Source organism: Nocardioides sp. AE5 (assembly GCF_031844485.1).
In the GTDB taxonomy this organism is placed as follows: domain Bacteria; phylum Actinomycetota; class Actinomycetes; order Propionibacteriales; family Nocardioidaceae; genus Nocardioides.
On the sequence record NZ_JAUZVI010000007.1, the window covers coordinates 119,608 to 143,136 of the forward strand.

General features: G+C 68.7%; 24 protein-coding genes. 13 read left to right on the top strand and 11 right to left on the bottom strand.

Features of this window, described 5'->3' with window-relative positions; all coding sequences use genetic code 11:
- The first annotated feature begins 14 nt into the window (after positions 1–14).
- The gene (locus Q9R27_RS11885; protein WP_311252590.1) at positions 15–203 is read left to right on the top strand and encodes a CopG family transcriptional regulator; all 189 of its coding nucleotides are present in this window, start codon (positions 15–17) and stop codon (positions 201–203) included.
- Position 204: 1 nt separating this feature from the next.
- Complete coding sequence (gene lhgO / locus Q9R27_RS11890) at positions 205–1,407, top strand: L-2-hydroxyglutarate oxidase (protein WP_311252591.1); 1,203 nt, start codon at positions 205–207, stop codon at positions 1,405–1,407.
- 348 nt (positions 1,408–1,755) lie between these two features.
- Here lhgO and cysC read toward each other — a convergent pair whose 3' ends face one another.
- Complete coding sequence (gene cysC, locus Q9R27_RS11895; protein ID WP_311252592.1) at positions 1,756–2,934, bottom strand: adenylyl-sulfate kinase; 1,179 nt, start codon at positions 2,932–2,934, stop codon at positions 1,756–1,758.
- A 172-nt stretch (positions 2,935–3,106) separates the two neighbouring features.
- On the opposite strand from cysC, the gene Q9R27_RS11900 reads away from it, so the two are divergent.
- The 3 genes from Q9R27_RS11900 (at position 3,107) to Q9R27_RS11910 (ending at position 4,602) form a co-directional block, all read left to right on the top strand.
- Entirely contained in the window at positions 3,107–3,535 is a 429-nt protein-coding gene (locus Q9R27_RS11900; RefSeq protein ID WP_311252593.1) for a helix-turn-helix domain-containing protein, read from the top strand.
- A 9-nt stretch (positions 3,536–3,544) separates the two neighbouring features.
- A complete protein-coding gene (locus tag Q9R27_RS11905; protein ID WP_311252594.1) occupies positions 3,545–4,186 on the top strand; it encodes a hypothetical protein in 642 nt (213 codons plus the stop codon).
- A 122-nt stretch (positions 4,187–4,308) separates the two neighbouring features.
- Entirely contained in the window at positions 4,309–4,602 is a 294-nt protein-coding gene (locus Q9R27_RS11910) for a DUF2516 family protein (protein ID WP_311252595.1), read from the top strand.
- Between the two features lie 174 nt (positions 4,603–4,776).
- Here the strand turns inward: Q9R27_RS11910 and Q9R27_RS11915 are convergent, their stop codons facing one another.
- Positions 4,777–6,672, bottom strand: coding sequence for a polysaccharide biosynthesis tyrosine autokinase (locus Q9R27_RS11915; protein WP_311252596.1), 1,896 nt, complete (start codon positions 6,670–6,672; stop codon positions 4,777–4,779).
- Positions 6,673–6,884: 212 nt separating this feature from the next.
- Between Q9R27_RS11915 and Q9R27_RS11920 the strand changes: the two genes are divergently transcribed.
- Positions 6,885–8,723, top strand: coding sequence for a nucleoside-diphosphate sugar epimerase/dehydratase (locus Q9R27_RS11920; protein ID WP_311252597.1), 1,839 nt, complete (start codon positions 6,885–6,887; stop codon positions 8,721–8,723).
- A 75-nt stretch (positions 8,724–8,798) separates the two neighbouring features.
- Here Q9R27_RS11920 and rfbB read toward each other — a convergent pair whose 3' ends face one another.
- The gene (gene rfbB / locus Q9R27_RS11925) at positions 8,799–9,797 is read right to left on the bottom strand and encodes a dTDP-glucose 4,6-dehydratase (RefSeq protein ID WP_311252598.1); all 999 of its coding nucleotides are present in this window, start codon (positions 9,795–9,797) and stop codon (positions 8,799–8,801) included.
- Positions 9,798–9,871: 74 nt separating this feature from the next.
- On the opposite strand from rfbB, the gene rfbA reads away from it, so the two are divergent.
- Positions 9,872–10,732 (top strand): glucose-1-phosphate thymidylyltransferase RfbA, encoded by an 861-nt coding sequence (rfbA, locus tag Q9R27_RS11930; protein WP_311252599.1) that lies wholly within the window; start codon positions 9,872–9,874, stop codon positions 10,730–10,732.
- On the opposite strand, the gene Q9R27_RS11935 is transcribed toward rfbA, so the two are convergent.
- Positions 10,729–11,979, bottom strand: coding sequence for an LCP family protein (locus Q9R27_RS11935; RefSeq protein ID WP_311252600.1), 1,251 nt, complete (start codon positions 11,977–11,979; stop codon positions 10,729–10,731). The two genes, rfbA and Q9R27_RS11935, sit on opposite strands and share 4 nt — an antisense overlap.
- Positions 11,980–12,141: 162 nt before the next feature.
- Here Q9R27_RS11935 and Q9R27_RS11940 point away from each other — a divergent pair, with 162 nt between their 5' ends.
- The 5 genes from Q9R27_RS11940 to Q9R27_RS11960 all read left to right on the top strand — a co-directional run bounded on the left by Q9R27_RS11940 (position 12,142) and on the right by Q9R27_RS11960 (position 16,410).
- A complete protein-coding gene (locus Q9R27_RS11940) occupies positions 12,142–12,975 on the top strand; it encodes an N-acetylmuramoyl-L-alanine amidase (protein WP_311252601.1) in 834 nt (277 codons plus the stop codon).
- 9 nt (positions 12,976–12,984) lie between these two features.
- Positions 12,985–13,911 (top strand): NADP-dependent oxidoreductase, encoded by a 927-nt coding sequence (locus Q9R27_RS11945; protein WP_311252602.1) that lies wholly within the window; start codon positions 12,985–12,987, stop codon positions 13,909–13,911.
- A gap of 10 nt (positions 13,912–13,921) precedes the next feature.
- Complete coding sequence (locus tag Q9R27_RS11950) at positions 13,922–14,830, top strand: alpha/beta hydrolase (RefSeq protein ID WP_311252603.1); 909 nt, start codon at positions 13,922–13,924, stop codon at positions 14,828–14,830.
- A gap of 265 nt (positions 14,831–15,095) precedes the next feature.
- The gene (locus Q9R27_RS11955; RefSeq protein WP_311252604.1) at positions 15,096–15,242 is read left to right on the top strand and encodes a hypothetical protein; all 147 of its coding nucleotides are present in this window, start codon (positions 15,096–15,098) and stop codon (positions 15,240–15,242) included.
- Positions 15,243–15,411: 169 nt separating this feature from the next.
- Positions 15,412–16,410, top strand: a complete 999-nt coding sequence (locus tag Q9R27_RS11960; RefSeq protein ID WP_311252605.1) for a type IV toxin-antitoxin system AbiEi family antitoxin domain-containing protein — start codon at positions 15,412–15,414, stop codon at positions 16,408–16,410.
- Positions 16,411–16,443: 33 nt separating this feature from the next.
- On the opposite strand, the gene Q9R27_RS11965 is transcribed toward Q9R27_RS11960, so the two are convergent.
- Both Q9R27_RS11965 and Q9R27_RS11970 read right to left on the bottom strand, forming a co-directional pair.
- The gene (locus Q9R27_RS11965) at positions 16,444–17,205 is read right to left on the bottom strand and encodes an SDR family NAD(P)-dependent oxidoreductase (RefSeq protein WP_311252606.1); all 762 of its coding nucleotides are present in this window, start codon (positions 17,203–17,205) and stop codon (positions 16,444–16,446) included.
- Entirely contained in the window at positions 17,205–18,374 is a 1,170-nt protein-coding gene (locus tag Q9R27_RS11970; RefSeq protein ID WP_311252607.1) for an acyl-CoA dehydrogenase family protein, read from the bottom strand. Before Q9R27_RS11970 ends, Q9R27_RS11965 begins: the two co-directional genes overlap by 1 nt.
- A 102-nt stretch (positions 18,375–18,476) precedes the next feature.
- Between Q9R27_RS11970 and Q9R27_RS11975 the strand changes: the two genes are divergently transcribed.
- Positions 18,477–19,049 (top strand): TetR/AcrR family transcriptional regulator, encoded by a 573-nt coding sequence (locus tag Q9R27_RS11975; protein WP_311252608.1) that lies wholly within the window; start codon positions 18,477–18,479, stop codon positions 19,047–19,049.
- Between the two features lie 63 nt (positions 19,050–19,112).
- Here the strand turns inward: Q9R27_RS11975 and Q9R27_RS11980 are convergent, their stop codons facing one another.
- The 5 genes from Q9R27_RS11980 to Q9R27_RS12000 all read right to left on the bottom strand — a co-directional run bounded on the left by Q9R27_RS11980 (position 19,113) and on the right by Q9R27_RS12000 (position 23,528).
- Positions 19,113–19,493, bottom strand: coding sequence for a carboxymuconolactone decarboxylase family protein (locus Q9R27_RS11980; protein WP_311252609.1), 381 nt, complete (start codon positions 19,491–19,493; stop codon positions 19,113–19,115).
- A 146-nt stretch (positions 19,494–19,639) separates the two neighbouring features.
- Entirely contained in the window at positions 19,640–20,488 is an 849-nt protein-coding gene (locus Q9R27_RS11985; protein WP_311252610.1) for an NAD(P)-dependent oxidoreductase, read from the bottom strand.
- A gap of 106 nt (positions 20,489–20,594) precedes the next feature.
- Positions 20,595–21,347, bottom strand: coding sequence for an SDR family oxidoreductase (locus Q9R27_RS11990; RefSeq protein WP_311252611.1), 753 nt, complete (start codon positions 21,345–21,347; stop codon positions 20,595–20,597).
- A 40-nt stretch (positions 21,348–21,387) separates the two neighbouring features.
- Complete coding sequence (locus Q9R27_RS11995; protein ID WP_311252612.1) at positions 21,388–22,884, bottom strand: aldehyde dehydrogenase; 1,497 nt, start codon at positions 22,882–22,884, stop codon at positions 21,388–21,390.
- Positions 22,881–23,528 carry a hypothetical protein gene (locus Q9R27_RS12000; RefSeq protein WP_311252613.1) on the bottom strand — a complete coding sequence of 216 codons (648 nt, stop codon included), beginning with the start codon at positions 23,526–23,528 and terminating at the stop codon, positions 22,881–22,883. The genes Q9R27_RS11995 and Q9R27_RS12000 overlap by 4 nt, the downstream gene beginning before the upstream one ends.
- Between the last annotated feature and the right edge of the window lies 1 nt (position 23,529).

Genomic DNA, 23,529 nt, shown 5'->3' on the forward strand with positions numbered 1-23,529 from the left:
GGATGATGTGGTGTATGCAGCGCACCAACATCTACCTCGAGGATCGCCAGACCGCGGAACTCGACCGACTGGCCGGCGAGGAAGGGATCTCGCGGGCCGAACTCATCTGGAGGCTGATCAACCGGGCGCTGCGTGGCCAGATGGATCAACTGGCCGAGGACCTGCGCAAGATCGACCTCAAGACGCCCTGTGCGTTGGGATGAAATGAGCGCCACGACGCCGGACGTGATCGTCATCGGCGCGGGCATCGTCGGCCTGGCGGTGGCGCGCGAGGTGCTGGCGCGCCGGCCCGGGGCTGCGGTCGTCGTCATCGAGCAGGAAGCGACCGTGGCCGCGCACCAGACCGGCCACAACTCCGGGGTGGTCCACGGCGGGATCTATTACGAACCCGGGTCGCTCAAGGCCCGGCTTTGCGTCGAGGGTGCGGAGCTGATGTATGCCTACGCCGCTGAGCACGGGATCGAGCACCAGCGCTGCGGCAAGCTTGTCGTCGCATTGGGTCCCGAGGAGTTGCCCCGCCTGGATGAGCTCGAGCGCCGAGGCCGCCTGAACGGCGTACCGGGTCTGCGCCGGCTCGACGCCGCCGGCATCCGCGAGGTCGAGCCGCGTGCGACCGGAATCGCTGCCCTGCACGCGCCGAACACCGGGATCATCGACTATGCCGAGGTCGCCCGCGTGCTCCATGCCGAACTGGTCGAGGCCGGTGTCGCCTTCCACTTCGGTGCCCGGGTGGACGGCGTCGCTGACGGTGCACCGTGCCGGATCCGGGTGGGTGCCACCGAACTGCGCGCGCGACGGGTGATCGCTTGTGCCGGCCTCTGGTCGGACCGGCTCGCACGCGCCTCCGGTGCAGAAGCGGATCCCCGCATCGTGCCGTTCCGGGGCGCCTACCTCCGACTACGTCGTACGCCGGAACCCGTCGTACGAGCGATGGTCTACCCGGTTCCCGACCCGACGCTGCCCTTCCTCGGTGTCCATGTCACGCCGCATGTTGACGGGTCGGTGATGCTCGGTCCGACCGCGCTGATGGTGGGTGCCCGTGATGGGTACCGGCTGCGCACCGTGCGGCCCCGCGATCTGCTCGAGACCGTGGCGTGGCCGGGCACCTGGCGGGTTGCGCGACGCTTCTGGCGCACCGGCATCGATGAGATCCTGATGGCGGCGAGCAAGCGCGCCTATCTGCGTGCGGCCGCGGCGTACGTGCCTTCCTTGTCGCTCGAGGACCTCGACGGGAGCGTCCATGCCGGTGTGCGCGCCCAGGCCATCGGCGCCGATGGCGCGCTGGTCGACGACTTCGTCATCTCACGGGCCGGCGCGGTTGCGCACGTGCGGAATGCGCCCTCGCCCGCGGCGACCTCGGCGTTCGCGCTGGCCCGCGAACTGGTGGACCGGATCGGGCTTGGTTGAGCATTAACCGCCGCCGCCGACGCGACTGCGGTTCGAGGCCTTCCGCGACCAGCTGGCATTTGTTGCCCTCATGAACCTCGGTGCGGATCCGCTGCACGCATGCGATCCGTAGCGGGATCCGACCGGGGGCGCTGATGCACTGTGCGGTGGGGCCCAACTGGACCGAGCCTCCCGCCTTCTCGGTCCGATTGGACCGAGTGGCCGGCGAGTTGGCCCACTTGGGCCCCACCGCACAGTGCTGTCGGATCTGGTTGTGGACGGCCGACGTCTCCGGCAGCCGGCCGAGGCAGGTGAGCCTCTGGCCAGTTCTCGGCCCGCTGCGACTGCGACGCGCGGGAGCGGACCGGATCAGAGCAACGCCAGCACCTCGTCGAGCACGTCCTGGATGGAGCGGCCCGTCGTGTCGACGCGCAGGTCCGCGTCCTCGGGTTCCTCGTAGGGCGAGGAGATCCCGGTGAAGTCGCCGATCTCGCCGGCACGGGCCTTGGCGTAGAGGCCCTTGCGGTCCCGCCGTTCGCACTCGGCCAGCGGCGTGGCCACGTGGACCAGCACGAACCGGCCGCCAGCCGCCTCCACCATCGCCCGCACCTGCTGGCGGGTGGCGTCGAACGGCGCAATCGGCGAACAGATCGCGATCCCGCCATGCCGGGCGATTTCGGCAGCGACCCACCCGATCCGCCGGATGTTGGTCTCCCGGTCCTCCTTGGAGAATCCCAACCCGGTCGACAGGTTCCGCCGTACGACGTCGCCGTCCAGGCTGGTGACCGTCCGCTCGCCGGCCTCCAGCAGCGTGTCCTGCAGGGCGCGGGCCACCGTTGACTTGCCACTGCCGGAGAGCCCGGTGAAGAAGACGACCAGGCCTTGCTCGTCGGGTCCGGGCCGTTCGAAGTCGAGGACCTCGACGATTCCCTCGGGATGATCGTCCCCGTCCTTGCCCGACGAGGGCAGTGCCACCACATCGTCGTCGAGTGCATAGTTGTTCACCACCTGGAGGCCCAGGAGGTGGTCCGCCTCGGCGTCTCCGTGCGAGGCCAGGGGCACGGCCACCACCATGGCGTCGTCAAGCAGTTCTGCGGCCGCCAGGGTCGCGCGGAGCAGTCCGACGGGGCTGAGGTCGTGCGGCGTACCGTCTCCGACCAACGCCAGGAAGGTGACCGCGCCCAATCCGCGCAGCGAGGCGACTTCTTCGGTTGTGAGCGCGTCGTTGACCGGGACGAACGTGGTGCCGGCCCGCTGTTCGCGCACCTGACTGGGCGTCAGATAGAGCCTCCGGAACGGGCCGAACTGGGCCTGGGCAAGGGTCGTGACACTGCCCCGTGCGTCGAGGTGGGCCAGGGGCAGTCCCTCCGGATCGACCAACTCGACCGACGCGCCGACGAGGTCGGGCGGCAGGGTGAGGGTGACCGGGGAGCCCGGCTCGTTGAAGCCGGTCAGCGGGGCCAGCGCCCCGGAGGTGAGGAGCTCGAGGTCGTCGAGTTCGCGGGCGCTGGGGCAGTGCTGGGGCAGTGGCTGGGCGGCTTTGGTCACCGGCCCATTCTGGCAGGCCACGTACGCCGCTGCATGTGGCACGACATGCTGACTGCGGCTAGCAGGGGCTCGATCGTCAAACACGTTGGTTTGCCGAGGTTTCTGTTTGGTGTGGGCCAGATCATGAAGCCGCGCAGTTGATTTTGCTAACTTTTGTTAGCACGATGGAGGCATGGCGAAGGGCAGGGTCGGCAAGACCGTCGAAACACTGGGGGACTACCTCAAGGAGCAGCGCACGCTTGCGCAGCTCTCGTTGCGGCAGCTCTCGGAGCAGGCGGGAGTGTCCAACCCTTACCTCAGCCAGATCGAACGCGGTCTGCGCAAGCCCTCCGCCGACGTGCTTCAACAGATTGCGAAGGCGCTCCGGATCTCCGCCGAGCAGCTCTACATCCGTGCGGGGATCCTCAGCCCCGATGCGGGAGCTGGCAGCTCCGTGGAGTTGGCGATCCTCGCCGACAACCGGTTGACCGAGCGACAGAAGCAGTCACTCCTCGATGTCTACTCCTCATTCCTGGCCCTCAACGGCCCGGTCGAGGGTGACGAGGAAGCAAATAACCCCCATTCCGGATCGGCCCCTGCGTCGACCTCCGGCAACGAATAGGAGATCGATATGGCCAAGGCCAAGTTCGACATCAAGACCGAGGCGACCCGCCCGTTCTACGCCACCGTTGGCGCCACCGACCTCGCCGTCGAGGTTGCCCGTCAGTACCTCGCCGACGTCCAGGCCAAGGTTGCCGACGTCCAGAAGCGGGTCTCGTCCTTCGACTACGAGCCGAAGAACCTGAACAAGCAGGCCCAGGGCATCGTCAACGCCCGCGTCGAGACCCTCACCAAGGAGGCCAAGGACGCGCAGGCCAAGCTCGAGGCCAAGCTGGCCGAACTGCAGGACGAGGCCAAGAAGGCCCAGGCCCGCGTCGAGGCCCAGGTTGCCGAGCTCCAGGCCGAGGCCAAGGCGTTCCCGGCCAAGGCGCAGAGCGCCGTTGCCGAGGTCGTTGCCGACGCAGGTGAGACCTACAGCGACCTGATCGCCCGCGGCGAGAAGGCTGTTGCCCGGATCCGCAAGATCGAGGTTGCCGCCGACGTCGAGGTCAAGAAGACCAAGACCACCGTGACCGCCACCGCGAAGAAGGCTCCGGCTCGCAAGGCTGCCGCCAAGAAGGCGCCCGCGAAGAAGGCTGCTGCCAAGAAGGCCCCGGCCAAGAAGGCTGCTGCGAAGAAGGCACCGGCCAAGCAGGCTGCTGCCAAGGCCTGAAGAGAGGTCGATGAAGGGCAACTGACGCTCTTCTGAACCCAACTCCGTCGAGAACTCGGAGGAAACCTTGCACCAGGTGCAGGAGATCCTCCGAGTTCTTGCGTTTCTGTAGGCTTGCCCGCGTGATCGAGGTCCTCCAGGCGCAGAGCTACTTCATGCTCGCCATCACGCTGCTTGCGCTGGCAGTGAAGTCGTTCGCCTTCGTCAACGCCCTGCTCTGGTCGGCGGAGGCGTACGTCGCCGCTGGCAAGCTGACCAAGCCTGCCTGGCTGGCGATCCTCGGCCTGGGGCTCGGTGCCCAACTGCTTTTCATCGGGTCATCGCCGCTGGGGATCCTGCAGTTGCTCGGTGCGATTGCTGCGATCGTCTACCTGGTCGACGTACGGCCCGCGGTCGCCGGGCTCACCCGGCGCTGAGCATTCGGCCGGCAGTTTCGGTACGGCGGGGCCGATCAGGTGCATGTGCACCGCAACGGCCTGGGATCCGAGCTCGGCGGGGCTGATCGGGTGCATGTGCACCGCAACGGCCTGGGATCCGAGCTCGGCGGGGCCGATCGGACGCATGTGCGCCGCAACGGCCCGGGAGCCGGTTCAGCGCCGGGTGCGCCGCCGGCGTCGCTTGCCCTCGCCCTTGCCGCCAGTGGTGCCGGTGCCGTTCTCGGACGGGTCGACGTCGTTGACCCCCATGTCCGACTCCTCGATCGGGAACTCGGGCCAGCCCGGGTCTTCTCCACGCATCGGGGCAAGGCGCCGCTCTGCGGTGCTGGAGCGCCAGTCGTCATCGCCCTCCGGGCTGGGCCCGAAGAGCGGGTCCGTTTCCGGGGCGGCGGAGGAGAAGACGTCCAGGCCCGCGTTGGTCTCCTCGGCAGGCTCACGCAACTCACTGAGCCAGGCGAACTCGTCGGGCTCCTCGGCAGGGGGTGCTGCAGCCGCCGGGGCCAGTGAGTCGCCACGCTTGGCCGGGCGCTTCGTTGCTTCCTCGTCGACCGGAGCCTCCGGCGCACGGGCCTGGATCGCCTTCTCGACCGCCGGTTCCACAGTGGGCGCTGGTCCGGGTTCGGCTGCCTGGTTGGCCTCGATCTGCTCGGCGACGGCATCGTCCTCCTGGGCCGCCAGCTTGGCCGGGTCCGGCGCATAGCCATACCCATACCCATAGCCGTAGCCATAGGCACTGCCCTTGCGCTTCTGTGGGGTCCGGTTGATCACGACGCCCAGGACACGGGCGTCGACCGCCTCGATCCGCTCCACCGCGTGGGCGAGTTGGTCCTTGGTCGTCTTGCCATGGCGTACGACGACGAAGGCGCCGTCGGCTTGCCGGGCAATCAGTGCCGCATCGGTCACCGGGAGCAGCGGCGGAGCGTCGATGATGACCACGTCGAAGCGTTCGCGCAGGTCGTTCAGCAGCCGATCCATTGCCTGCGATTGCAACAGTTCAGAGGGGTTCGGTGGGATCGGTCCGCTGGTCAGCACCTGCAGGCCGGTGTCCTCGTAGGGCTGCAGGGCTTCGTCCAGGCCGATCTTGCCGACCAGGACGCTGGTGGTGCCCACTGCGCCGACCAGGCCCAGTCGCTCGGAGATCAGGGGACGACGCAGATCGGCCTCGACCAGGACCACCCGCTGCTCGGCCATCGCCATCGTGACGGCCAGGTTGATCGCGGTGGTGGTCTTGCCCTCGGCGGGCAGGGAACTGGTCAGCACGAAGACCTTGGTCGGGCTGTCCACCTGGACGAACTGCATGTTGGTGCGCAGCACCCGGTAGGCCTCCGCCCACGGGGTCGCCTGGTCGAGGGAGACCGACGGCGCCTTCTTGGTGGCCGCTGCGTCGAAGAAGATGTTGCCGACCACCGGCGCGGCTGTCGACTGCTCGATGTCCTCGGCGCTGGAGATGCTGGTGTCCAGCAACTCACGGACGACCGCGATGCCGACCCCGAGCAGCAGTCCCAGCACCACGGCCAGGCCGAGGTTGCGCGGGATGTTGGGGGAGACTGCGGTGTAGTTGGCGCGCGCGTCATCGACGATCGAGGCCTTGATCAGCGGGGTGTCGCTGCCCTCGGGGGTCTCCAGTTCGGCGACCATCTGGCTCAACTCGTCGGCGTACGTCTGGGCGATGTCGCGCGCGGTGTCAGCATTCGGATCAGTGGCCGTCAACTCGAGGATCACGGTCTCCGGCACGACGACAGCCTTCACCTTGCCGACCAGGTCCGAGCCCTCGAACCCCTGGTCCATGGCGCCGGCGACCCGGTCGGCCAACTGCCTGCCCTTGACGATGTCGGCGTACGACGAGACGCGCTGCGTGGCGAAGAGGTTGCCCTGATAGGCCTGGGACGTGTCAGCGGGGCTGGTGGAGACGAAGAGCCGGGCCGTGGAGGCATACTGCGGTGTGGCGGAGAGCGTCAGCGCAGCGGCTGCGCCGACCGTGAGGACGAGCAACAGGACGATGGTGAACCATCGCCGCCGCAGGATCCGCAGGTAGTCCTTGAGTTCCACGTGTGCACTCGTCCCCGTCTGAATAGATGCCTCGAGCGGATCCACCATATCGGCAGAGCCGGGTCTTGGTGGTTTTCTTGGTCCATTTGGTCCGCCGTCACCATCGCCAGTGGAGGTTTGTCCCGTTCGGGTGCACAATGGCTGGCAGTGTGTGTCCGGCTGCCTGGCTGCGGCGCCACACTTCCTGCAGTCGAATCCGGGGGGATTTATCGATGCCTGAGACGAAGTTCGTGACGAGGTCGCGTTCGTATCGTGCGGCGATCCTGTCCACGGTTGATGCCGTGGCGTGGGTGGGGGCGTTCCTGATCTTCGGGGCGTTGCGGATGAGCGCGGATCGGGTGCCGTGGCTGGAACTGCTCGTCGTCGGTGGCATCTGTGCGCTGCTGCACGTGATGGTGGGCCACTTCATCCGTCTGCATGAGGGCCGCGCCGCGATTGCATCGTTCTACGAGATGGTGTTGTTGGGCTTCGTCACGCTGAGTGTGGGCGGGCTGGTCTTCGTGGCGAACCTGTTCGGCCAGTGGGTGCCGCGCAGCATCCCGGCGGCGGCGGTCTTCACCACGTTGGTGGTGGCGGCCTGGTCGCGGGCGGCGATGCGGTGGATGCGTGAGCAGGGGGATGCGCGTGACGTGCGGGCCAGTGAGGGGGCCGCGCGGGTCGTCGTGATCGGTGCTGGTGAGGCCGGTCGGGAGATCATCGGCTCGATGCTGCGCGACCCGGGCAAGCAGTGGTGGCCGGTCGCGCTGCTCGATGATGACCCGCTGAAGCGTTATCGCCGGATCCGCAACGTGCCGGTGCTTGGCAACCGCGATGACCTGGATGCGGTGGTGGCGCAGACGCGTGCCGAGGCAGTCGTGGTGGCGATCCCGAGCGCGTCGGCCGAGACGATCACCGACATCTCTGACCGGGCCAAGCGGGCCGGGGTCGCGGTGAAGGTGCTGCCGGCGATGCCGGAGTTGTTGAAGAGTCGCCCGGGGATCCGGGATTTGCGTGACATCAACTTGCATGACGTGTTGGGCCGCAAGCAGCTCGACACCGATGTGGCCTCGATCGCGGACTATGTGCGGGGCAAGCGCGTCCTGGTGACTGGTGCGGGCGGCTCGATCGGTTCGGAGTTGTGTCGTCAGTTGCACCAGTTCGACCCGGCCGAGTTGATGATGCTGGACCGGGATGAGTCGGCCTTGCATGCGGTGCAGTTGTCGATCCATGGTCGGGCGTTGCTGGACTCGGACGAGGTCGTGTTGTGCGACATCCGGGACCTCACGGCGCTGAAGACGATCTTTGCTGCACGTCGCCCGCAGGTGGTCTTCCACGCAGCGGCGTTGAAGCACCTGCCGATGTTGGAGCAGTATCCGGCCGAAGCGTTGAAGACGAACATCCATGGCACCTGGAATGTGTTGCAGGCCGCGGAGATGGTGGATGTCGAGCGGTTCGTGAACGTGTCGACCGACAAGGCGGCCAACCCGTCGAGCGTGCTGGGTTATTCGAAGCGGATCGCGGAGCGGATCACTGCGGCGCATGCCGAGCACAGTCCGGGCACGTATCTGTCGGTGCGGTTCGGGAACGTGCTGGGTTCGCGGGGGTCGGTGTTGACGGCGTTCGCGAAGCAGATCGCCGAGGGTGGCCCGGTGACGGTGACGGATCCGGAGGTGACCCGGTTCTTCATGACGATCGAGGAGGCCTGCCAGTTGGTGATCCAGGCCGGCGCGATCGGTCGTCCGGGCGAGGCGCTGGTGCTGGACATGGGCGAGCCGATCAAGATCCTCGACGTCGCGCACCAGCTGATCGAGCAGTCCGGCACCGACGTACCAGTGGTGTTCACTGGCCTGCGCCCCGGCGAGAAGATGCACGAGGAACTCTTCGCCGACGACGAGCCCAAGGACGTGCGCCCGGTGCACCCGATGGTCTCCCACGCGCCGGTGCCGGCGGTCTACCCCGACGAGATCGACGCCCTGCCCGCCCGCGGGGAGCGGGAACTGATCATCCGTGCCATGGCCGCCCTGTGCGTGATGAGCCCGGCCAGCGTCGCAGAGCAGAACGCACTCGACTGACGGTTGCTGAACCATGTGGACCACGTGGTCCACATGGTTCAGCGCGGGCGCGGCGACTCTGCGCGCGGCGGCAACCTATTGGCCGCGAGCCGCGTACGACGCCTCGGTGGCGTCCTTGTGCGGGCGCCACCACGCCTCGTGGTTGCGATACCAATCGATGGTGTCGGCCAGGCCCTGTTCGAAGTCGTGGAATCGCGGTGCCCAACCGAGTTCGGCGCGCAGTTTGTCCGGGGCGATCGCATAGCGACGGTCGTGGCCGGCCCGGTCGGCGACCCGGTCCCAGGCGTCGGCGGGCTGGCCCATCTGAGTCAGGATGGAGCGGACCACGTCGAGGTTGTTCCGCTCTCCGTCGGCGCCGACCAGGTAGGTCTCGCCGGGGCGTCCGCGCTCCAGGATCGCCAGCACCGCACTCGAATGGTCGTCGGCGTGGATCCAATCGCGCACGTTGAGCCCGTCGCCGTACACCCGGGGTCGGATCCCGTCGAGCACGTTGGTGATCTGGCGCGGGATGAACTTCTCGATGTGCTGCCATGGCCCGTAGTTGTTCGAGCAGTTGCTGATCGTCGCGGCCACGCCGAAACTGCGCACCCACGCGCGCACCAGATGATCCGAGCCGGCCTTCGATGCCGAATAGGGACTGCTCGGGTGGTACGCCGTCTCCTCGGTGAACCGCTGCGGGTCATCGAGCGCCAGGTCGCCGTACACCTCGTCGGTCGAGACGTGGTGCAGTCGTTTGCCGTGCCGGCGCACCGCCTCCAGGAGGGTGAAGGTGCCGATCAGGTTGGTGCGGATGAACGGACTCGGGTCGTCGAGGGAGTTGTCGTTGTGCGACTCGGCGGCGAAGTGGACCACCGCATCCGTGCGCGCCACGCACTCATCCACCGGAGCGGCGTCGGCGACGTCGGCGACCACCAGTTCCACCCGGTCCTGCGGCAACCCGGCCAGGGCCTCGCGCGAGGCGGCGTACGTCAACTTGTCCAGGACGGTGACGTGCAAGTCGGTGTGGGCGACGACGTGGTGGACGAAGTTGGAGCCGATGAAGCCGGCTCCGCCGGTGACCAGGATGCGATGCATGGATGCGATCGTAGGCGGTCGCGGCGTTGAGCGGGACGTTGTGACGCCTGCGTCGTTGGGCCAACATGGGAACGATGAAGGGGATCATCCTGGCCGGTGGCACCGGCAGCCGACTGCACCCGATCACGCTCGGGGTGAGCAAGCAGTTGGTGCCCGTCTATGACAAGCCGATGATCTACTACCCGCTCTCCACGCTGATGCTCGCCGGGATCCGGGACATCCTGATCATCACCACCCCTGAGGACGCGGCAGCCTTCGAGCGACTCCTCGGCGACGGGTCGCGCTTCGGGATCGAGTTGACGTACGCCGTGCAACCCACACCTGACGGTCTGCCGCAGGCCTTCCTGATCGGCGAGGAGCACATCGGCTCCGACAACGTCGCACTCGTCCTCGGTGACAACATTTTCTACGGCACCGGCCTGGGCCGGACCCTGGGTCGCTTCGGCTCCATCAATGGCGCCGCGGTCTTCGGCTACCAGATGGCCAACCCGACGGCGTACGGCGTGGTCGAGTTCGATGCCGAGGGCCGTGCCCTGTCCCTGGAGGAGAAACCCGCGGTGCCGAAGAGCCGGTACGCCGTGCCCGGGCTCTACTTCTTCGACAACACCGTGGTGAAGCGGGCCGCGATGCTCGAGCCGTCGGCGCGCGGTGAACTGGAGATAACGGACCTGATCCGCTCCTATCTGGACGAGGGAGCCCTGCAGGTCGAGGTGTTGCCCCGCGGCACTGCCTGGCTCGACACCGGCACCTTCGACTCCCTCAACGACGCCTCCAACTACGTGCGCACCATCGAGTCGCGCCAAGGCATGAAGATCGGTGCCCCCGAGGAGATCGCCTGGCGCTCCGGCTGGCTCAGTGACGAGGAACTCATCGCCCTCGCCGAGCCGCTGGTCAAGTCGGGGTACGGGTCCTACCTGCTGGGACTGGTCGGCTAGTCGACGCGCCCGCCGGCGGGCATCTCGTCGACGTCGTTGCGCGCATACCAGCTCTCGAACTGGTCCTTCTGGATCGCGTCGAACATGTCGATGGCGCGCTCGTCGTCGAGCACCACGATCGACTGGTTGCCGGCGCGTCCGGTGCCGTTGTTGGGGACGGTGACGAACCTGATCGCACCACTGTGCAGGCCGCGGCTCGCGATCGCCAGGTCACGGATCTCGCTGTTGCTGAAGCCCTCGTCCACCGCGATGAAGTCGCCGATCTCCTCGAGCAGGTTGGTGACCTTGAGCGGGTTGAGGAGGGTTCCCCGGGAGACCGTCTTGTCCAGCACGGCCTTGAGGTAGGCCTGCTGGCGCTGCACGCGGTCGAAGTCACCGCGGGCCAGGCCATGACGCTGGCGCACGTAGAGCAGAGCCTCTTCGCCGTTCAGGTTGCGCATCCCTGTCGGCCAGGCGCCCTGGGAGAGGCGCTGGGATGCCTCGGAGCTGATGTAAACGCTGACCCCGCCGAGCACGTCGGTCAGGTCCTTGAAGCCCTGGAAGTCGATCAGCACCATGTGGTCGATGCGAAGGTTGAAGTGATCCTCGACTGTCTGCGCGGCGAGACTCGGTCCGCCGAAACTGAGCGCAGCATTGATCTTGGCCTTGCCGTGGCCCGGCACCTCCACCCAGGAGTCGCGCGGGATGGAGACCAGTTGGGCCGACTGCCGGTCAGAGTTGATGTGCAGCACCATCAGGCTGTCGGAACGGAACGAGCCAGCCCGCCAGTCGCCGCTGCTGATCTGCTTCTTGAGGTCGGGCCCGACATTCGGGAGCCCGTCCGGGTCGTCGACGCCCATCAGCAGGATGTTGACCGAGTTGTTCTCGACCTTGGCCGGGCGGCCCTCGCGGTCGAGGTCGAGGTCGAAGCGGGGGATGTTGCCGATCTGGCGGTTCAGGTACCAGAGCCAGCCGAGGATGATGGCGATCAGCAGGAGCAGGATGGTGAGCAGGATGACCAGGGCCTTGTGCCGTTTGCACCATGCCTTGAAGCGTGCCCACCGCGTCACCTTCACCCTGCGGCGGCGACGGGTTGCGGTGGTGGCGCCGGCTGCCGCGCTCTCGTCCCCGGTGGTCGACCCTGGGGAGGCCGTGGCGTCGGTTGCATCGTCTTCGGGGGCGCCGTCGGCCTCGGGGCCATCGCCGGGGGCGTCACCCAAGCCACGGAAGAGTGGCTCGTCCGGCGTCTCGTCGTCATGCGTTGGCATCTTCGGTGTCGGTCCCGTTCGGCTGACTGGTCTACTCACCTGCCCGGCGTACGGGCGTCGGTCTTCCCAACGAGCGTAGTGGCGCGAGGGTGACGGTGCGCGCACCTTCCGCCACTGTGGGACATGGTGTCCTGTGGGGGGAGTGTCCGTAGACTGCGCGCCATGCTCAGGTGGGCGGTGGCAGTCGCGTCGGTCATCGCCGTACTCCTCGGCGGCGCCCTGTTGCTGCCGGAGCGCGCCGCCACGCCCGGACCGGCCCCGGCCGCTGAGTCGTCAGCGGCGCCGTCGCCGTCCGCACCACCGCCCTCGTCGAGTGCGCCCGCCCTTCCGCTGGAGGGCCGCACCGTGATCGTCGACCCGGGCCACCAACTCGGCAACGGTCGCCACCCCGCCCGGATCAACGCAGCCGTCCCCGACGGTGCGGGCGGCATGAAGGCCTGCAACACCACCGGTACGTCGACCAACGACGGCTACCCCGAAGCCACCTTCACCTGGGAAGTGGCGCTCCTGGTCCGCGACGCCCTCGAGGAACTCGGCGCTGAGGTGGTGCTGACCCGGTTGACGAACTCGGTCGAGGAATGGGGGCCGTGCGTGGACGAGCGCGGCGAGGCCGGCAACGACCTGGCAGGTGGCGACGACGGCACGGTGATCAAGGTGAGCATCCACGCGGACGGATCCGGGCCGGGCGGCACCGGCTTCCACGTGATCTCCTCACCGGTGTCCGCGACCTCCGCCGACGCCTCTGCGGAACTCGCCACGGTCATGGCCGATGCGCTGGCGGAGTCCTTCCCGCGGGCCGACTACATCGCCGGCGGCGACGGACTCGACGTACGTCGTGACCTGGCCACGCTCAACCATGCCCGGGTCCCGACGGTGATGGTGGAGCTGGGCAACATGCGCAACGCCGAGGAGGCGGCGCGGATGCGCTCGAGCGAGGGGCAGGCGGCGTACGCCGAAGCGCTGGTCGCCGGGATCCGCGCTTTCCTGGAGTCGTAGGTTGGCCCCATGACCCATGTCGTCCAGTTCAGCCGGACCGGTGGACCCGAGGTCCTCGAGTACGTCGCAGTCCCCACGCGGGAGCCCGGCCCCGGTGAGGTGCTCGTCGAGGTGCGCGCAGCCGGGTTGAACCCCGTCGAGTGGAAGCAGCGCTCGGGCCTCCGTCCGATGCCCGGACCGGCCCCGTGGCGGCTGGGTTCCGACGGTGCCGGGGTGATCGCGGCCGTTGGTCCCGACGTCAGTGGATGGGCGGTTGGCGAGCGCGTCGTGATCAGCAACGCGGGCGGTGTCCAGGCCACGCACGTGGTGGTGGGCCAGGGGCTCCTGGATGCGCTGCCGGACGGGGTTTCCTTCGCCACCGGCGCGGGTCTCGGCATCCCCGCCGGGACTGCGTACCAGGTGCTGACCTCACTGGGTCTTGCCGAGGGCGAGACGCTGCTCGTCCATGGTGGATCGGGCGGCGTCGGGCAGGCGGCGATCCAGATCGGACGGGCCCTGGGTGCCCAGGTCGTGGCCACGGCCTCGTCGGCCAACCACGACCGGTTGGCGGAACTGGGTGCGACACCGGTTGCCTATGGTGACGGGCTCCTGGAGCGGGTACGTGCCGCGTCGCCGGGTGTCGATGTGGTCCTGGACTGCGCCGGGACGGACGAGGCGATCGAAGTCTCGCTCGCTGTCGCTGCACCGGATCGGGTCGGCACCATCGTCCGGGGGCGTGACGCCGCTGAGTTGGGGGTGCGGGCCTGGCTCGGTGGTTCGCCGGATCCGTTGACCGAGGAGGAGGTCGCGCTGCGGCGGGCAGCGATCCCGTTCGTGCTGGGGTTGCCTTCGTGGTCGGTGGAGGTTGCTGCCGAGATCCCGTTGGCAGAGGTCGCTCGGGCACACGCCATCAGCGAGGAGGGCCACGTCCGCGGAAAGATTGTCCTCGTCCCCTAGCCTCGTCACCATGGCACTCGATCCCGGCATTGCGAACCTCCTCTCCTTCATCGAGCAGGCCGGCTATCCGCCGATGCACGAGGGGACCGTCGAAGCGGCACGGAAGGGGTTCGCGGCCCTGGCTGCTGCCTCGATCGGCCCGGACGGCCCGATCCCGGTGGGGTCGGTCGAGGAGTCGAGCGTGGCCGGGATGCGCGCCCGCATCTATCGACCGGAGGCCGAGGGCCCGGTGCCGACCGTCCTCTTCCTGCATGGCGGAGGGTTCGTGATCGGCTCCCTGGAGACGCACGACAACGTCTGCCGCCGGCTCTGCGTCGACACCGGCGCGGTGGTGGTCTCCGTGGACTATCGGCTTGCCCCAGAGCACCCGTTCCCGGCTGCAGCGGAGGACGCCATTGCCGCGGCGAAGGAAGTCGTGGGGTCACTGGATCGCTATGGGGGCTCGGACGTCGTGGGCGTTGCCGGTGACTCCGCCGGCGGGAACCTGTCGGCGATCGTCACCCAGGCCGTCGCCGGGTTCGCGGCGCAGTTGTTGATCTATCCGGCGGTGGACATGCTCGGGTCGTATGAGTCCCGCACCACCAACGCCGAGGGATATTTCCTCGACATGGCGACGATGACCTGGTTCTTCCTGACCTATGTCGCTGGCCAGTCGGTGGAGCCCGGCGACCTGCGCCATTCGCCGATTGCCGGCGTACGCGGGGACCTGCCGCCTGCCGTGGTGGCCACCGCCGAGTTCGATCCCCTGCGCGACGAGGGCCTGGCGTATGCAGCCGCGCTCGAGGCCGCAGGCGTCCCGGTCGACTCGGTGCAGTGCGCCGGCATGGTGCACGGCTTCGTGGACATGGCGCTCCACTCGCCCGCCGCCGACGCCTGGATCCGAGACATGAACCGGCGCTTCGCGGCACTGCTCCGCTGAGTGCTGTGCGGTGGGGCCCAAGTGGGCCAACTCGCCGCTTTCTCGGTCCAATCGGACCGAGGTCAGCGGAGGCTCGGCCCAATCGGACCGAGAACAGCGGAGGCTCGGTCCAATCGAGCCGAGTAGGGCGGAGGCTCGGTCCAATCGGACCGAGTAGCGGGGAGGCTCGGTCCAATCGGGCCGAGCCGTTAGTGCCCGCAGGAGGTATCCGGAGAAAGCGGCATCCTCCGGGTACGACGGCGGTTCCCGGCGTATCGTGGGCCACATGAAGACCCAACTGAACTGCCCCTGTGGCGAACACATCAAGGGCGTCGACGAGGATGACCTGGTCGAGAAGACCCAGGCCCACCTGGCTGCCGAGCACCCGGGCATGGAGTACGGGCGCGAAGAGATCCTCTTCATCGCCCGCTGACGATCCTGCGCCCTTCCTGGCACTCGACCTCGACGAGCCTCACGAACTCGGAGGAAATCACGCACCAGGTGCGGGTTTTCCTCCGAGTTCGAACGCCCGCCACCGTGTTGTCCACAGGCGCTGACCAAGCCCCTTGCCCGATGGCGCCCAGGCGGCGCAGGGTCGCCGGATGGACACCAACGCACTGAGCAGGCTCGTCGAGCACCAGGCCGGTGTCGTGTCGCGGCGCCAACTGGTCGCCCACGGAGCCAGCGACAACGACATCACCAGGCTGTTGCGCCGTCGACAGCTTGCCCGGGTCGGACACGGCACCTATGTCACGCACACCGGACCGCTCACTCGTCTGCAGCGCGAGTGGGTCGCCGTCCTGCGACACCACCCCGCCGCACTGAGCGGTGTCTCCGCCCTCGCGGCCTGGAAGGTCCGGGGCCCGTGGGTCCACGATGAGCGGATCCACCTGCTGGTCGACGAGTCGCGGCGTACGGACGCATCCCCGGGAGTGCTGCTGACCCGCAGCCAGCACTACGACCGCATCGCGCGCACCGACCTCTCACCACCACGTGTCGCACTGGAGCCTGCGGTGCTCCTCGCCGCCTCCTCGGCGACCACGGAGACCAGCAGCATCGCGGTCCTTGCCGACGTGTGCCAGCAACGGCGTACCACTCCGCCCCGGCTGCGGGACGCCCTGGACCTGTTGCCGCGACTGCCTGGCAGGCGCCTGTTCAGTACCGTCCTGGACGACGTCGCCTCGGGTGCCCACTCGGTCCTGGAGCGGGTCTACCTCCGTGACGTCGAGCGAGCGCACGGCCTGCCTCGTGCCGAGCGGCAGGTGCCGATCGACCGCGGCGCGTTCGGGCGAAGGGGGCGCACCTGGCGCGACGTGGAGCATCGCGAGTACGGCGTGGTCGTCGAACTGGACGGACGCCTCGGCCATGAGTGGTCCAGCGATCGCTGGCAGGACCTGACGCGCGACCTGGTCACCGCCAGCAGGCTTGAGATGACGGTGCGCGTCGGTTGGGGCATGGTGATGGCACCGTGCCGGCTCGCCGCGGGGGTGGCCGCCATCCTGCGTGCGCGGGGGTGGCGCGGGCAACCGGTTGCCTGCGGGGCAGGGTGCACGGTCGGGGAATGGAAAGAACTCGGAGGAAAACACGCACCAGGTGCGTGATTTCCTCCGAGTTTAGGACCGATCCGGCAGGGATCAGCGAGGAGCCATGCGCAGGGCGCCGTCCATCCGGACGACTTCCCCGTTGATGTAGTCGTGCTCGATGAGGAACTTCGCCAACTGGGCGTATTCCTCGGGACGCCCCAGGCGCTGCGGGTTGGGTACGCCGGCGGCGAGGCTCTGGCGGAACTCCTCGGCAACGGTGGCGAGCATGGGGGTCTCGACGATGCCGGGGGCGATCGTGTTGACGCGGATGCCGTACTGGCCCAGGTCGCGGGCGGCGGGCAAGTTGAGCCCGACGATGCCGCCCTTGGAGGACGAGTAAGCGGCCTGGCCGATCTGGCCCTCGAAGGCGGCGATCGAAGCGGTGTTGATGATGACACCGCGCTGGTTGTGCTCGAGCGCCTCGGTCTCGGCGATCTTCTCCGCGGCCAGGGCCAGCACGTTGAAGGAGCCGATCAGGTTGACCTGGATGATCTTGGCGTAGAGGCCGAGGTCGTGGACGCCCTTCTTGGACAGGATCCGCGACGAGGGCCCGATGCCGGCGCAGTTGACCACGATCCGCAGCGGGGTGGTCGGGTCGGCGGCAGCCTGGTTGACCGCGTCGGCGACCTGGGCCGGGTCGGTCACGTCGACGGCGACGTACGTGATGCCCTTGACCTCGGGCGCGCCCTCGATGGACTGGGCCAGGTCGAAGGCGTAGACCTGCGCGCCCTGGGCGGCCAGTTCAGCGGCGGTTGCGGCGCCGAGGCCGGAGGCCCCACCGGTGACGATGGCGGCTGTGTTCTCGATCTGCATCAGTTGATTCCCTTGATCGTTCCGTTGTTGTCACGTGCGAGCGCACGGCTGATCACCATGCGCTGGATCTGATTGGTGCCCTCGAAGATCTGCATGACCTTCGCCTCGCGCATGAAGCGCTCCACAGGGAAGTCCCGGGTGTAGCCATAGCCACCGAGCACCTGGACGGCGTCCGTGGTCACCTTCATCGCGTTGTCGGTGGCGACCATCTTCGCGATCGACGCCTCCCGGCTGAACGGGAGCCCGCGGTCCTTGAGCCGGGCCGCGTGCAAGGTGGTGGCGCGGGCAGACTGCACCGCTGCCTCCATGTCGGCCAGCACGAAGGCCAGCCCCTGGTGGTCGATGATCTTCTTGCCGAAGCTCTCCCGCTCCTTGGCATAGGCGACCGCGTGGTCGAGCGCCCCCTGGGCCAGCCCGGTGGCGACGGCGGCGATGCCGAGGCGACCCGAGTCGAGCCCGGCCAGTGCGATCTTGAGCCCGTCACCCTCGGCGCCGAGCCGACGCTCGGCCGGGATGCGGACGTTCTCCAGGCGCATGGTGGTGGTGTGCGAGCCGGTCAGCCCCATCTTCTTCTCCGGCGGGTCAGCGACCAGGCCGGGAGTGTCGGCAGGGATCAGGAAGCAGGAGATGCCGGTGCGGTCCTCCGACGTACGGGCCATCAGCTTGTAGTAGTCCGCGTTGCCGCCGTGCGTGGTCCAGGCCTTCGCGCCGTTGAGGACGTAGTCGTCGCCGTCCCGCTTCGCCGTGGTCCGCATCGCGGCAGGGTCGGAGCCAGCGTGCGCCTCGGAGAGGCAGTAGGCGCCGAGCAGTTCGCCGCCCAGCATGTCGGGGAGCCAGGCCTGCTTCTGGTCCTCGGTGCCGTGCTCGAAGAGGCCGAAGCAGCTCAGCGCGTGCACGGAGACGCCGACGCCGATGCTGGACCAGACGCTCGCGATCTCCTCGAGCACCTGCAGGTAGACCTCGTAGGGCTGGCCCCCGCCGCCGTACTCCTCGGGGTAGGGGAGGCCCAGCAGGCCGGTCCGGCCGAGCAGGGTGAAGATGTCGCGGGGGAAGGTCTCGGTCGCCTCGTCGTCGGCGGCGCGGGGGAGGAGTTCCTTGGCGGCGATGTCGCGGACGAGGGTGAGCAGGTCGGCCGCTTCCTCGGTGGGGAGCACGCGGTTGGCGGGCATTCGTTCTCCGTGGAGTTCGTCGGGTACGCCGCACCGGAGCGGGCGTTATTGATACTGAAGCCGAGCCTAGCGTACTGTTCTGGGTATCGAAAGGGGGAGCTCATGGCACGGACACGGCGTACGGCGCGACAGGCGGACCTGCTTGCTCGCCTGGTCGACCTGATCGCGGCCGAGGGCTTCGCCGACTTCACCCTCGACCAGGTCGCCGAGCGGATGAGCTGCTCCAAGACGACGCTCTATGCGCTGGCGCCCTCCAAGCTTGAGCTCGCGGTCGCCATCACGCGCGAGTTCTTCCGGACGGCGACCGAGCAGGTCGAGGCGAAGGTCGCCGCCGAGGCCGACCCGGGGCGCCGGGTCACGGCGTACCTGACGGCCGTGGGCGAGGCGCTCGCGCCGCTCTCGCGCGCGTTCATGGACGACCTGGCCGACTTCGCCCCGGTGGCCGAGGTCTACCAGCGCAACACGGCGTTCGCGGCCGCGCGGATCCGCGACCTGATCGTCGAGGGGATCGCCGCCGGGGCGCTGCGCGAGGTCAACGCGGGCTTCGTCGCCGAGATGGTCGCCGCCACCATGTTCGAGATCCAGCGCGGCGAGATGTTCGAGCGCCTCGACCTCTCCGATGCCCAGGCGTATGCCGAACTGGCGCGCTTCGTCGAGGTCGCGCTGGGGCGTTGAGCCGCCGCTGGTCGCGACCGCTGGGGGCGGCTGCGGTGCCGGGCCCTGACCCGGCCGAACAGGTCAGCCCTTCCGCTTCGCCTTCGCGATGGTCTCCTCGACCACCGAGTTGATCCGGGCGCCGCTCGGCCAGCCCGCGTAGTGGCTGAGGAAGACCACGATCTCCCGCAGTGCCGCGTCGTCGAGTTCACCGTTGGCGTGCGCGGCGGGGATCTGGATGCCGAGTACGTCGTGGCCACCGGTGCCGGCGAGCAGGCCGATCAGCAGCAGGCGCCGGTCGCGGTCGGTGAGGCCCGGGCGCGTCCAGATGTCGGCGAAGAGGTGGTCGGCGGTGTAGCCGAAGAAGTCGCCCTCGCCGTCGGTCATGTCGAATCCGTAGACCTCCTCCATCTTGCGCAGGCCGCGGGCGCGCTGTTCGGGGAGGTCGGAGAACTTGTCGGTCACGGTGCTGCTCCAGGTGCTGGTCGGTGGGGTGATGCGCTTGCGTCCATGCTCGTCGAGGCGGCGTCAATTGACGCCGACTCGACGCGAAATCACGTCAACTCGTGCCGACTCGGCGTCGTACGGCGTCAACTCGTGCCGACTCGGGGTCACAGGCCGAGGCCGGGGCCGAGCCGGTCGAGGGCGAGCCGGGCCAGGGGTACGTCGACGCCCAGTTCGTCGGCCAGGTCCACCGCGAAACCGAGGTCCTTCTCACCGAGAGTTCGGACGTGGTCGAAGACGCCGTGCCAGAAGTCGTCCTCGGCCAGCGGCGCAGTGGTGTCGCGGTGCATGATCGCGCCCGGTCCACCGGTGATCGCGTCGGTATGGCGCACCACCTGCCCGAGTTCGACCAGGTCCAGTCCGGCCGCCTCGGCCAGCCGTTGTGCCTCGGTCGCGGCGGTGAAGGAGACGAAGTGCATCAGGTTGCGGGCCAGCTTGAACTGGGTGCCGGCGCCGATCGGACCGGCGTGCACGACCTTGGAACCGAGCACCTCCAGGACCGGGCGGGCCAGGGCGAACGCCTCGTCCGCGCCGCCGACCAGGATCGCCAGTGTGCCGTCCGCGGCGCCCATCGCACCTCCGGAGACGGGCGCGTCGAGCACGAGTACGCCGTGGGGGAGCGCGGTCTCGGCCAGGGAGGCCGGCGTACGCGGGGCCACGGTCGAGTGGACCACCACCGCGAGCGGCGCGCCGTCGCGCTGCTCGGCGACACCCAGCACGGCGCCGAGCACGTCGCGGACCTGGTCGTCGTCGCGGACCATCACGCAGAGTACGTCGACCCGCGTGGCCAGTTCGGCCACGGAGCCCGCCGCGGTGGCACCGGCAGCGACGAGTTCGGCCACCGGCGCGTCAGCCACGTCGTACACGTGGAGGTCGACCGCTTCCGCGCCGGCCAGGCGAAGCGCCATCGGCTTGCCGATGTTGCCCAGGCCGACGAATCCGACACGGGTGGTCATCGGTGCTCCTTTCTCGACCGCGCCAGCGCCCAGGAGGCATCAACGATTGAGCTTTCGAGCATCAACGAGTGAGCGTTCGCGACACAACGAGTGAGCGTTCGTGGGTTCATGGGCGGAAGGTCTGTCCGCCGTCGACGGCCAGGACCTGGCCGGTCACCCACGAGGCCTCGTCCGAGAGCAGGAAGAGGCAGGCGCCCACCATGTCCTCGGGCTGGCCCATCCGCTTGAGCGCCAGGCCCTTCACCAGTTCCTTCGACGCGTCGCCGGCCTGGGTGCGCGTCGCCTCGGTGTCGGTCGGGCCGGGGGCGATCGCGTTGACCCGGATCCCCATCCCGCCGACCTCGTGGGCCAGTTGCTGGGTCAGGCCGTTGATGCCGGACTTGGCCAGGCCGTAGAAGCCGGAGTAGAGGTACGCCGCGGTGCTCGACTGGTTCACGATCGAACCGCCGCCGCGGGCCTGCATCGAGGGATAGACCGCGCGGGTCATCACCAGGGCACCGTCCATGTTCACGGCCATGAACTTGCGGTAGTAGTCCCAGTCCACGGTGATCAGCAGGTCGAACTGCATGGCGCCATAGATCGCGGCGTTGTTGACCAGGCCGTCGATCCCGCCCCAGGCCTGCGACACCTGGTCGACCAGCGCCTGGGCCGAGGTGTGCGAGGAGACGTCGCAGGTGACGAACATTGCCGTGCCGCCGTCGGCGTTGATCTGGTCGGCGACGCGTTGCCCGGCATCGGCGTTGATGTCGGCGACGACGACCTTCGCGCCCTGGCCGGCGATCGCGGTGGCATAGGCCTCCCCGATGCCCTGCGCGGCGCCGGTGACGACGACGACCTTGTCCTGCAAGCGGTTGCTCATGGTGCTCCTGGTTCGTGGAAGGACGGTTCGTGAAGGGGGATCAGGCGGGCGTGGCGATGGTCTTGGTCTCGAGGTATTCCTCGAACCCGGCCACCCCCATCTCCCGGCCCAGCCCGGACTGCTTGTAGCCGCCGAACGGCGCGTCCGCGCCGAACCACTGGCCACCGTTGACGCCGATGGTGCCGGTGCGGATCCGGCGGGCGACCGACTGCGCACGCTCCAGCGAGGCGGAGTCCACCGAGCCGGAGAGCCCGTACGGCGAGTCGTTCGCGATCCGGACCGCGTCGTCGTCGCCGTCGTGGGGGATCACCACGAGCACCGGCCCGAAGATCTCCTCGCGGGCGGTGCGCGCACTGTTGTCCAGCCCGGCGATCACGGTCGGCTCGATCCAGAAGCCGCCGGCCAGGTCGCCCTCCTGGGTCGCGACGTCGCCACCGGTGGCGAAGTGGCCGCCCTCCTCGAGCGCCAGGTCCAGATAGCCCAGGACCCGGTCGCGTTGCACGGCCGAGATCACCGGGCCGCAGATGGTGCCGCCGTCGGCAGGGTCCTTGGCGCCGAGCGCGGCCATCGTCGCCGCTGCTGCCTCGACCGCCTCGTCGTACCGTTCGCGCGGCACCACCAGTCGGGTGGTCAACGCGCATCCCTGGCCGGCGTGGACCGAGACGCCGAACGCGGCAGCCCCCGCCGCCGAAGCGACGTCGGCGTCGTCGAGCACGATCGCGGCCGACTTGCCGCCGAGCTCCAGGAAGACCCGCTTCAGGGTCGGTGCCGCAGCGGCGGCGATGGCGCGGCCGGTGTTGGTGGAGCCGGTGAAGGAGACCAGGTCGACCCGCTCATCGGTGGTCAGTTGCGCGGCCAACTCGTTGGAGCGCGGGGTGACCACGTTGAAGACGCCCGGCGGCAGGTCGGTCTGCTCGGCCGCGAGCCGTCCCAGTTCGGCGGCCAGCCACGGGGTGTCCGGGGCCGGCTTGAGCACGACCGTGTTGCCGGCGGCCAGGGCAGGGCCGATCTTGGCCAGGTTGATCTGGTTGGGGAAGTTCCACGGCGTGATCGCGGCAACCACCCCGACCGCCTCACGACGTACGGTCCGGCGACTCTGCACCCCCATCACCTCACCGATGCCCAGGTCGGTCTCCCACTCATACGACTCCGCCAGGTCGATGTTCCACCGGAACGTCTCCACCGGCATGTCGTACTGCGGACCGGCCACGAAGAACGCCGGAGCGCCCACCTCGGCCGTGGTCAGCGCCCGCATCGCGTCCGCGTTCTCGACCAGCGCCTGGTGGAGCTGGCGCAGGCAGCTGATCCGCAGCTCCAGATTGGTCGACCAGTCGGTCTCGTCGAACGCGCGCCGAGCCGCGGCGATCGCGGCGTCCACGTCGATCGCGGTGCTGTCCGGGGCCACCCCGATCTGCGCACCCGTGGCCGGGTTGAGGATGGGGTACGTCGCCCCATCACTCGCCCCGGACAGCTTGCCGTCGACGTACTGTTGCGCGGGCGGGTTGGTCGGCATCCGCGCCGGGTTCGCCGCGTTCATTCGCCCGCCTCCGTCGCGGACGTCGGCGCCGGGGCCTGCTCGGCGTACAGCCCGGCCTCGACCGGCGGCGGCCACAGGGTCGAGGGCATGTCCTTGTAGTGGTAGTGCCCCGGTACGCCGTGCCCCGTCACCTCGAGTCGCTTCATCAGGGTGTCGGGTGCCTTGCCGGACTTGAGGATCTCCATGAAGGTGTGGCCGGTCGAGGGGAGGTCGAACCAGTCGCGCTGCCAGTCGATCAGCACCTTCCCCGCGTCGGGACCGTCGGCGATCCGCTTGAGGCCGAACCAGGAACCGCCGATGCCGAGGATCTCGTATTCCTCGCCGGTCTCGTCGTTGATGATCCCGGCGCGCTGCTTCCAGAAGCCGAGCACCATCGACTTGGTCTCGTCGATCATGGTGCACACGTAGTCGTAGTGCCATCCGTCCAGGCCGTCCATCTCGATGCCGATTGCCCAGTCGCGGATCTGGTCGCGGCCCACGGCCATGAAGTGCTCGTCGGGGTGGTACATCCATCCGTACGTCGCGTCGGTGGCGAACCACTCGGCGAGCGGTCGCCAGTCGCCGGCGGCCTCGACGTCGCGGTTGGCCTGGAGCCATCCGGCCCAGAACTCCTCGATCTCGGCCCGGGTCAGGGTCTCGGTCATG

Bases quoted from the DNA above. Each gene is read 5' to 3' on its own strand.
- Q9R27_RS11950 (WP_311252603.1), top strand. From the start codon at position 13,922: ATGGCACTCGATCCCGGCATTGCGAACCTCCTCTCCTTCATCGAGCAG.
- Q9R27_RS11905 (WP_311252594.1), top strand. From the start codon at position 3,545: ATGGCCAAGGCCAAGTTCGACATCAAGACCGAGGCGACCCGCCCGTTC.
- Q9R27_RS11885 (WP_311252590.1), top strand. From the start codon at position 15: ATGCAGCGCACCAACATCTACCTCGAGGATCGCCAGACCGCGGAACTC.
- Q9R27_RS11975 (WP_311252608.1), top strand. From the start codon at position 18,477: ATGGCACGGACACGGCGTACGGCGCGACAGGCGGACCTGCTTGCTCGC.
- rfbA (WP_311252599.1), top strand. From the start codon at position 9,872: ATGAAGGGGATCATCCTGGCCGGTGGCACCGGCAGCCGACTGCACCCG.
- Q9R27_RS11935 (WP_311252600.1), bottom strand. From the start codon at position 11,979: ATGCCAACGCATGACGACGAGACGCCGGACGAGCCACTCTTCCGTGGC.
- rfbB (WP_311252598.1), bottom strand. From the start codon at position 9,797: ATGCATCGCATCCTGGTCACCGGCGGAGCCGGCTTCATCGGCTCCAAC.
- lhgO (WP_311252591.1), top strand. From the start codon at position 205: ATGAGCGCCACGACGCCGGACGTGATCGTCATCGGCGCGGGCATCGTC.
- Q9R27_RS11985 (WP_311252610.1), bottom strand. From the start codon at position 20,488: ATGACCACCCGTGTCGGATTCGTCGGCCTGGGCAACATCGGCAAGCCG.
- Q9R27_RS11945 (WP_311252602.1), top strand. From the start codon at position 12,985: ATGACCCATGTCGTCCAGTTCAGCCGGACCGGTGGACCCGAGGTCCTC.
- Q9R27_RS11920 (WP_311252597.1), top strand. From the start codon at position 6,885: ATGCCTGAGACGAAGTTCGTGACGAGGTCGCGTTCGTATCGTGCGGCG.
- Q9R27_RS11995 (WP_311252612.1), bottom strand. From the start codon at position 22,884: ATGAACGCGGCGAACCCGGCGCGGATGCCGACCAACCCGCCCGCGCAA.
- Q9R27_RS11900 (WP_311252593.1), top strand. From the start codon at position 3,107: ATGGCGAAGGGCAGGGTCGGCAAGACCGTCGAAACACTGGGGGACTAC.
- Q9R27_RS11965 (WP_311252606.1), bottom strand. From the start codon at position 17,205: ATGCAGATCGAGAACACAGCCGCCATCGTCACCGGTGGGGCCTCCGGC.
- Q9R27_RS11960 (WP_311252605.1), top strand. From the start codon at position 15,412: ATGGACACCAACGCACTGAGCAGGCTCGTCGAGCACCAGGCCGGTGTC.
- Q9R27_RS11940 (WP_311252601.1), top strand. From the start codon at position 12,142: ATGCTCAGGTGGGCGGTGGCAGTCGCGTCGGTCATCGCCGTACTCCTC.
- Q9R27_RS11970 (WP_311252607.1), bottom strand. From the start codon at position 18,374: ATGCCCGCCAACCGCGTGCTCCCCACCGAGGAAGCGGCCGACCTGCTC.
- Q9R27_RS11955 (WP_311252604.1), top strand. From the start codon at position 15,096: ATGAAGACCCAACTGAACTGCCCCTGTGGCGAACACATCAAGGGCGTC.
- Q9R27_RS11990 (WP_311252611.1), bottom strand. From the start codon at position 21,347: ATGAGCAACCGCTTGCAGGACAAGGTCGTCGTCGTCACCGGCGCCGCG.
- Q9R27_RS12000 (WP_311252613.1), bottom strand. From the start codon at position 23,528: ATGACCGAGACCCTGACCCGGGCCGAGATCGAGGAGTTCTGGGCCGGA.